The following is an 8,104-nucleotide window of genomic DNA, read 5'->3' as shown; positions in this document are numbered from 1 at the left end:
CAACAAAATAAGCCGGTCACGAAACTCGCCCTGACAAGCCACACACTTCGTGGCTTGTTGCGGAGCTCAGACAGTCGCTCCCTCTACTCTTATTTTGTTTCCGCTACTCAGCGTGATGGAATGGGATTTATCTCGCCAAACTCACATTGCATAAATGTTGACGGTCAAAAAACCAGATTCTTTTTCTTCAATTCGCGAATGGTCGCAGTCGTATGGTGTTCGGGGTCCCCATCTGCCGCGCCGAGTAGCGCAGTCAAAATAAGGAAGAAGGGAGCGACTGTTCGAATCCCGCAGTAGCTCACGTTCTGTGTGAGCTACTAGGTTGAGTTTCGTGACCGCTTATTTTGACGAGCAACGCAGGATACAAGCGGAAGCTGGGGTGTCTTGTTCTTTGCCTTCTTTCTTATGGACAAGCATAAGAAAGAATGGTCGTCGGAAAGGCGAAAGCAACACTCACAAAATACTGCCACGTCGAAAAAGTAAAGAAAAGTGACTCGCCTAAAGGCGAAAGAAATGTCAACATGCAACAAACAGCTTTGAAGAATGACTTTCTTTCATCATCCTCTTTCTAAAAGCACTCTCGGCAAAAAACATGCTTTTGTTGTAAGATGCACTGGCTATTTATTCCAACACCTCTAAATCAAAGTTTCCCTGCATGTCCTTCGAAAATCACACCCCGATGATGCGTCAATATCTGACGTTAAAAGCACAGTATCCCGATATGCTGCTGTTTTACCGCATGGGCGATTTTTATGAATTGTTTTTTGAGGATGCCGAAAAAGCATCTCGTTTGCTGGGCATTACGCTGACCCGCCGTGGTGCCAGCAATGGCGAGCCGATTAAAATGGCGGGTTTGCCTTACCACGCAGCCGAAGGGTATCTGGCCAAGTTGGCAAAAATGGGCGAAGCAGTGGCCATTTGCGAGCAGGTGGGTGATCCGGCAACGTCTAAAGGGCCAGTAGCGCGTGAGGTGACGCGTATCCTCACGCCTGGCACCCTGACGGACGCGGCGCTGCTGGATGAGACACGCGATAACACGCTGCTGTGTGTGGCCAAAGGCGAAGGTGTGCTTGGGTTGGCGCGACTCAACCTGGCTTCAGGCGAGTTTGTGTTAAGTGAGATCGCGCCCGGGCATTTGTCGCAAGAGCTGGAGCGTATTCATCCTGCCGAGCTGGTGATTGCGGAGGACCATAGTTCAGAGGTGTTGCAACAGTCACGTTGCGCCAAAAAACGCTTGGCGCCATGGCAGTTTGACCTGGATACCGCTAACCGTAGTTTAACGCAGCAATTTAATACGCATGACCTGGGCGGTTTTGGCTGTGGAGAGATGCCTGCGGCAGTGACGGCAGCAGGGGCATTGCTAGAGTACGTGAAACATACACAGCGCACGGCATTGCCGCATATTGCCGGTTTACGTGTAGAGCAGAGCCATCATTACCTGCAACTAGACGCGGCAACACGCCGCAACCTGGAAATTGATACCACCATCCGTGGTGAAGCCACGCCTACCTTGTATTCATTGTTGAATTCAACACAGACGGCCATGGGCGCGCGATTGTTACGTCATTGGTTGCATCATCCTTTGCGCAATCAGCACCTCATCCAGCAGCGTCATTTGGCAGTGGCTGAGTTGCTGGGGCAGTTTCTGGAGTGTACCTTGCAGCAGGCGCTGCATCCGATAGGCGATATTGAGCGCATGACGGCACGGGTCGCCCTGAAAACGGCCCGTCCGCGTGATTTGTCTGGTCTGCGTGATAGTTTGTTGCAATTGCCGGCGCTGACCTCAGCCTTGCCAGGAGCGATGTCGCCTTTATTGCAAGGGTTGCTGGGTGAATTGCAAGCACCCTCTGATGCGTTGCAATTGTTGGTGCAGGCGATTCAGGCGGAGCCTTCTGCGGTGTTGCGCGAAGGCGGCGTGATTGCCGCTGGTTACGATGCCGAGCTGGATGAGTTGCGTGCGATTCAGACCGATCATGGTGACTTCTTATTGCAATTTGAAGCTGCAGAAAAAGCCCGTACTGGCATTGCCAACCTCAAAGTCGAATATAACAGTGTGCATGGTTTTTATATTGAAATCAGCCGCTTGCAAGCCGAAAGTGCGCCACCGGAATATCGTCGCCGCCAAACACTAAAAAACGTTGAACGCTTTATTACGCCTGAACTTAAAGCATTTGAAGATAAGGTGCTGAGTGCCAATGAGCGTGCCTTGGCGCGCGAAAAAATGCTTTATGAGCAGGTGCTGGATGCACTATTGCCGCACATCACCACGTTGCAACGCATCGCCACGGCGGTCGCCAGCCTGGATGTGTTGGCTTGTTTTGCCGAGCGGGCGCGGGCACTTAATTACGTACAACCTGAGTTTCGTGCCGAAATTGGCTTCGATATTCAGCACGGCCGCCATCCAGTGGTGGAAAGCATTGCGCAGCCTTATGTGGCGAATGACGTCACGCTCAATGCCTATCGGCAATTGCTGCTGATTACTGGCCCGAACATGGGTGGTAAATCCACCTTTATGCGGCAGACAGCATTGATTGTATTGTTGGCCTATTGTGGCAGCTTTGTGCCCGCACAACGTGCAGTTATTGGTGAGGTAGACCGCATCTTTACCCGGATTGGTGCTTCTGATGACCTGGCAGGTGGGCGCTCAACCTTTATGGTAGAGATGACGGAAACGGCCAATATCCTGAACAATGCCAGTGCCAATAGCCTGGTGTTATTGGATGAGATTGGCCGCGGCACCAGCACTTTTGACGGTTTGAGCCTGGCCTGGGCCGTGGCTAAACAGTTACTGGAAAAAAACAAATCGTTGACCTTGTTTGCGACCCATTACTTTGAGTTGACTAGAATTGTCGATGAAGCCAAGCATGCCGCCAATGTGCACCTGGATGCGGTGGAGCATGGTCAGGGCATTGTGTTTTTGCATAAGGTAGAAGAGGGCGCCGCGACCATGAGTTACGGCATACAGGTGGCGCAGCTGGCCGGTATTCCTAAATCTGTAGTGCAACTGGCCAAGCGCAAACTGCAGCAACTGGAAAACCAAACCATTGCGGCTACACCGCAAAATGATTTGTTTGCGGTCAGTCATGTGCCAGAGGACCCGCCTTTGCACCCGCTGGTCGCAGAGTTAGAACGTATTCAACCAGATGACCTGACGCCCAAGCAGGCGTTAGAGTTACTGTATTCTTTAAAAAAACAATTGTGAGGATTTGACCATGCAAAAACCTGCGATCACGCAACAAGCCATTCATGAACTGTTAGCCAACCGCTGGAGCGGCCGTGCTTATGATGCAGACCAGTCGGTCAGCAAAGAACAAGTGGTCAGCCTGCTTGAAGCTGCCCGTTGGGCGCCATCCTGTTTTGGCGACCAGCCCTGGCGCTATGTCTTTTGCAACAAGGCCGATAACCTGCAAGCCTGGCAGGCAGCGTTTGATTGCCTGGTGCCTGGCAACCAAGGCTGGGCAGTGAACGCGCCGGTGCTGTTATTAATTTGCGCAGATACTTTGTTTGGGCATAACGATAAACCGAATAAGTGGGCCGCCTACGATACCGGCGCCGCGACTGAAAACCTGTGTTTGCAAGCCACGGCACTGGGGCTGATGGCGCACCAAATGGGTGGATTCGATGCCGATAAAGCCAGGATGACGTTCAATGTGCCTGAGCGTTACCAGATCCTGGCGATGGTTACCGTCGGCTACCAGGCATCCGTAGACAGTTTGTCGGGAGAAGTGAAAGAGCGCGAACTGGCTGCCCGTAGCCGCAAGCCACTGGAGGAGTTATTTTTTAATGGCGTATGGCAAGGTCAGTAATGTGGCATTTCTGTCTATGCGCAGATTAGCCCGTTTGGGTAGATTAGCCGCTGATCAATCATATTGTTGTTGAGTTATTTGACACGATGAATTAGCATGGACCATAAATAAAATTTGTTATTAAAAATATGCCTGTTTATTCGGGTTAATTCTTAGAGGAGAGAGAATATGTTGATTTCGCGCTTTACTAAAACGCTGGTCGGCGCAGCCTTGTTTGTAGGCATGTCTTTTGCCAATGCCGCTAGTTATACCTTTGTGGGTAGCTGGTCTGTGTATAACGATGATGCACCATACTGGAGTGATAGTGCCTTTGATGCTACCAATGGCCCGTTAGCCTATACAGCGCAAGAAGCCGCTGCACTGTTGTTTGGTGGCTCTGCATCAGACTACGTCATCAGTACTATTGATGCGTCTGCTGCAAACATCGACTTCCAGGCTTGGTATGATGTGATTGGTTACGGCGGTGCTGTATTTGCACAAGACTACAACAACAAATACAACGGTGCATACTACGGCCCAGTAGATTCATTTGTGTTGGGTGATATCCACTCAGCTGCTTCTGCTTTTGTCAGAGACAACAATGTCACCAATCTGAACTATGCATTCCGTGTGAATGCTGTGCCAGAACCAGAAACCTACGGTTTGTTGATGGCTGGCTTAGGTGCGATTGTATTGGTGCGTAGAAGAAAAACCACTGCGTAATTCATGTGTATGTGAACGATAAAAAAGTCGGCTTTGCCGACTTTTTTGTTTTAGAGCACTCGTGTCAACTACCAGTGAAAATTTCGCTGGCAGTAACGATCGTCTGTTAAAATATATGCCATAAAAACAATTTTTTGGACTGGAGATAGTATGGCGGTTGTAACACTGACCAAAGCGAATTTTAAAGAAACCATCGAAAATAATGCGTTCGTGGTGGTTGATTTCTGGGCACCGTGGTGTGATCCTTGCGTGGCGTTTACACCCACTTTTGAAGCTGCTGCAGCAAAAAATCCGGACATTGTGTTTGGTATGGTGAATACTGAAACGGACCCGGAAATTTCTGAGTACTTTGAAGTAAAGCAAATTCCAGGATTGCTGGTGATTCGCGAGCGTGCAGGGATTCATGCGCAAGTCGGTGAGATTGGTGCTCCGGCGCTGGATGAGATTATCAAATGGGCACGTGAGTTTGATATGACGCCAGTGCGTGAATATTACAAAGCGGAAGACGCTAAGCAATAATTATTGATTGTTGTGTTTAAAAGGCCATGCATTGCATGGCCTTTTGCTTTTTGTGTTTCCCGGTTAATTTAGGTTCCTCATTACGAAGTGGAGCTAGACTAAGGCGAGGAGGGAAGGGTGTTCTTTGTTGAAGGGTTGCTTTTCGCCTTTTCGGCGAGTTACTTTTCTTTGCTTGCCCAAAGAATAAGTAACCAAAAGAAAGTGCACCCCAGCTTCCGCTTGATTCCTGTGCTACTCGGCTTGCCGGGCGTCCATCGAAACTCAACCTGGCAGCTCGCAAACTACGTGAGCTGCTGCGGGATTCGGACAGCCGATGGCCGACAACTCCCGCCAATCCTGCGTTGCTCGGCGCGTCAGATGGGGACCCCGCACACCATGCGACTGCAACCGTCGATGGTTATAAGACAAAGAATCTGGTTTTTGAACCGTCCAAATCTCATCAATGTAAGTTTGGCGAGAAGAATCCCATCCTATCACGCTGAGTAGCGGAGACGAAGTGGGGGTAGTCGGCCATCGTCTGTTCGAGTTCCGCGGTGGCTTGCTTCCTTTGCAAGCCGCTAGGGCGAGTTTCGATGGACGCCCACTTTGTTGAGCAACACAAGGGAGCCGCAGGCCGTGATGGCTGGGTGTCGTCCTCTTTGGTTACTTTCTGGGGGACAAGCACCAGAAAGTGACTCGCCCATAGGCGAAAAGCAACATCACAACAAGGAGCAGATTTTTATTTTATGCTCACAACTCAATCCACTGGCACTTTCGCCCGTGCCACCACATTTCTCAGTACAAAGCTGGTATGAACCCCCGTAACTCCCGCAATCTTGGTGATTTTATGCAGTAATAAGTGCTGGTAATCATCCATGTCCTTTACAACCACTTTAAGCAAGTAGTCCGATTGTTGGCCAGTGATCAGCAGGCATTCCAGCACTTCTGGAATCTGCGTGATGCTGCTTTCAAAGTTGGCAAATCTCTCTGGTGTGTGTTGGTCCATGGAGATACCAATCAGTGCCATCAGGCTAAGCCCCAGCTTTTTGGCGTCGACCAGTGCCTGATAGCCAAGTATCAGCCCTGCTTGTTCTAATGCTTTGACTCTTCTCAGGCATGGCGCGGGGGAGAGGCCGATACGGTCAGCGAGTTCCTGGTTGCTGATGTGTCCGTCGGTTTGCAGAATGCTGAGTATGGCTTTGTCGAAGCGGTCTAATTTCATATAAATTTCAACTTTAATTTTATATTGAAATAATATTACAAAAATAATTAATAAATTGAAATAATATTTTTTAAATTGGCTATTTAAGTGGAAATTAGCAATTTAATTTTTTGCCAAACCTCTATCATGTCTCCTGTCAAAAACAAAACCGATGGAGCACAGCATGCAGGCACAATCCGCACAAAAATATCAGGCTTTTCCCCCTGTGAATCTCAAAGACCGCCAGTGGCCGAATGCGGTCATCAGCCAGCCACCGATCTGGATGAGCACTGACCTGCGTGACGGTAACCAGTCGCTGTTTGAGCCTATGGATGCGGAAAAGAAACTGCGTATGTTTAATATGCTGTGCCAGATGGGGTTTAAAGAAATTGAAGTGGCTTTTCCTTCTGCGTCACAAACGGATTTTAATTTTGTGCGCAGCCTGATTGAGGAAAAACGTATTCCGGATGATGTCACTATCGAGGTACTGACGCAGGCACGTGAGCATCTGATACGCCGCACTATGGAGTCTGTGCGTGGCGCGCGCCGTGTCATTGTGCATATTTATAATGCGATTTCGCCTACGTTTAGAGAGGTTGTCTTTAATATGAGCAAGGCTGAGGTGAAGGCCATGGCCGTGGATTCGGTGAAGCTAGTCAAAGCGCTGGCAGCTGACATGCCTGAGACCGAGATCATCATGCAATATAGCCCGGAAACGTTTACGGCCACTGAGATTGCGTTTTCTAAAGAGGTGTGTGATGCGGTCACCGAGGCCTGGGAGGCGACGCCAACACGCAAAGTGATTATCAATTGCCCGGCGACGGTAGAAGTGGCGAGCCCGAATGTGTATGCGGACCAGATTGAATGGATGCACCGCAACCTTGCCCGCCGTGATAGCGTGATTTTGAGCCTACATCCGCATAATGACCGCGGTACGGCGGTGGCGGCAACTGAGCTGGGCATCATGGCCGGGGCTGACCGCGTGGAAGGCTGCCTGTTTGGACATGGCGAGCGCACTGGTAACGTGGACCTGGTGACGGTGGCGCTCAATATGTACACGCAAGGCGTGCATCCAGGCCTGGACTTTTCGGACATTGACGCGATAGGCCGTACGGTAGAAGAATGTACGCAGATTGAGATTCATCCGCGTCATCCGTATGCGGGTGACCTGGTGTTTACTGCTTTTTCTGGCTCACATCAGGACGCGATTAAAAAAGGCTTTGCGACACAGCAGGCAGATGCGCGCTGGAATGTGCCTTACCTGCCGATTGACCCTAAAGACCTGGGCCGCAATTATGATTCGATTATTCGCGTGAATAGCCAGTCTGGCAAAGGCGGCGTGGCCTACCTGATGGAAAACCATTATGGCGTTGTTATGCCCAGACGCATGCAGGTGGAGTTTTCAGGCGTGGTGCAGCAATACACTGACCAACATGGCAGTGAAGTCGGGCCAGTCGAGCTGTGGCAGCTGTTTAATGCGCAGTATGTGTCTGCCATCGTGCCTCTGCACTTTCAGGACTACCAGCTTGAGACGCATGCACAAGGACAGGCTATCCGCATGCATATTGCCGTCAATGGTGTACCGACCATCGCCAGCGGGCAGGGCAATGGGCCGGTAGATGCGGCGATTCATGCACTGCAGAATATTGGCATACAGGTGCAGGTGCGCAGTTTTGAAGAGCGTTCGCTGGGTGCCAGTCCTTCTGCTGGCGAAGCGACTGCCTGTGCTTTTGTCGAGGTCGTCTGCCAGGGCAAGGTTTGTTATGGCGTGGGGATGGATACCAATATTGTCACCGCGTCTATTAAAGCGATTTTCAGCGGCATGAATCGCTGTGGTGTACAGCCAGTAGATATGGCCAAAACGGCCTGATGTGAGTGACCGCCGCCTGTCGTCTTG

6 protein-coding genes are annotated in these 8,104 nt (G+C 50.4%); 5 read left to right on the top strand and 1 reads right to left on the bottom strand.

Annotation, left to right across the window (positions count from 1 at the left end; genetic code table 11):
• Positions 1-655 precede the first annotated feature (655 nt).
• From mutS to INP78_RS14295, 4 genes are all read left to right on the top strand, one after another.
• Complete coding sequence (mutS, locus tag INP78_RS14310; protein WP_194742879.1) at positions 656-3,202, top strand: DNA mismatch repair protein MutS; 2,547 nt, start codon at positions 656-658, stop codon at positions 3,200-3,202.
• A gap of 10 nt (positions 3,203-3,212) precedes the next feature.
• A complete protein-coding gene (locus tag INP78_RS14305) occupies positions 3,213-3,806 on the top strand; it encodes a nitroreductase family protein (protein ID WP_194742878.1) in 594 nt (197 codons plus the stop codon).
• A 168-nt stretch (positions 3,807-3,974) separates the two neighbouring features.
• On the top strand, positions 3,975-4,508 hold the full coding sequence (locus INP78_RS14300) for a PEP-CTERM sorting domain-containing protein (RefSeq protein ID WP_194742877.1): 534 nt from the start codon (positions 3,975-3,977) through the stop codon (positions 4,506-4,508).
• Positions 4,509-4,658: 150 nt separating this feature from the next.
• Positions 4,659-5,027, top strand: a complete 369-nt coding sequence (locus tag INP78_RS14295; RefSeq protein WP_194742876.1) for a co-chaperone YbbN — start codon at positions 4,659-4,661, stop codon at positions 5,025-5,027.
• 736 nt (positions 5,028-5,763) lie between these two features.
• Here INP78_RS14295 and INP78_RS14290 read toward each other — a convergent pair.
• Entirely contained in the window at positions 5,764-6,228 is a 465-nt protein-coding gene (locus INP78_RS14290; protein ID WP_194742875.1) for an Lrp/AsnC family transcriptional regulator, read from the bottom strand.
• Positions 6,229-6,391: 163 nt separating this feature from the next.
• On the opposite strand from INP78_RS14290, the gene leuA reads away from it, so the two are divergent.
• On the top strand, positions 6,392-8,077 hold the full coding sequence (gene leuA, locus INP78_RS14285; protein WP_194742874.1) for a 2-isopropylmalate synthase: 1,686 nt from the start codon (positions 6,392-6,394) through the stop codon (positions 8,075-8,077).
• Positions 8,078-8,104: the final 27 nt, after the last annotated feature.

It is taken from the genome of Methylophilus sp. 14 (assembly GCF_015354345.1).
Lineage (GTDB): Bacteria > Pseudomonadota > Gammaproteobacteria > Burkholderiales > Methylophilaceae > Methylophilus.
The sequence above is the reverse complement of the archived record's forward strand: the minus strand, read 5'-3'. Positions and strand labels throughout refer to the sequence as shown.

Bases quoted from the DNA above. Each gene is read 5' to 3' on its own strand.
- mutS (WP_194742879.1), top strand. From the start codon at position 656: ATGTCCTTCGAAAATCACACCCCGATGATGCGTCAATATCTGACGTTA.
- INP78_RS14305 (WP_194742878.1), top strand. From the start codon at position 3,213: ATGCAAAAACCTGCGATCACGCAACAAGCCATTCATGAACTGTTAGCC.
- INP78_RS14300 (WP_194742877.1), top strand. From the start codon at position 3,975: ATGTTGATTTCGCGCTTTACTAAAACGCTGGTCGGCGCAGCCTTGTTT.
- INP78_RS14295 (WP_194742876.1), top strand. From the start codon at position 4,659: ATGGCGGTTGTAACACTGACCAAAGCGAATTTTAAAGAAACCATCGAA.
- INP78_RS14290 (WP_194742875.1), bottom strand. From the start codon at position 6,228: ATGAAATTAGACCGCTTCGACAAAGCCATACTCAGCATTCTGCAAACC.
- leuA (WP_194742874.1), top strand. From the start codon at position 6,392: ATGCAGGCACAATCCGCACAAAAATATCAGGCTTTTCCCCCTGTGAAT.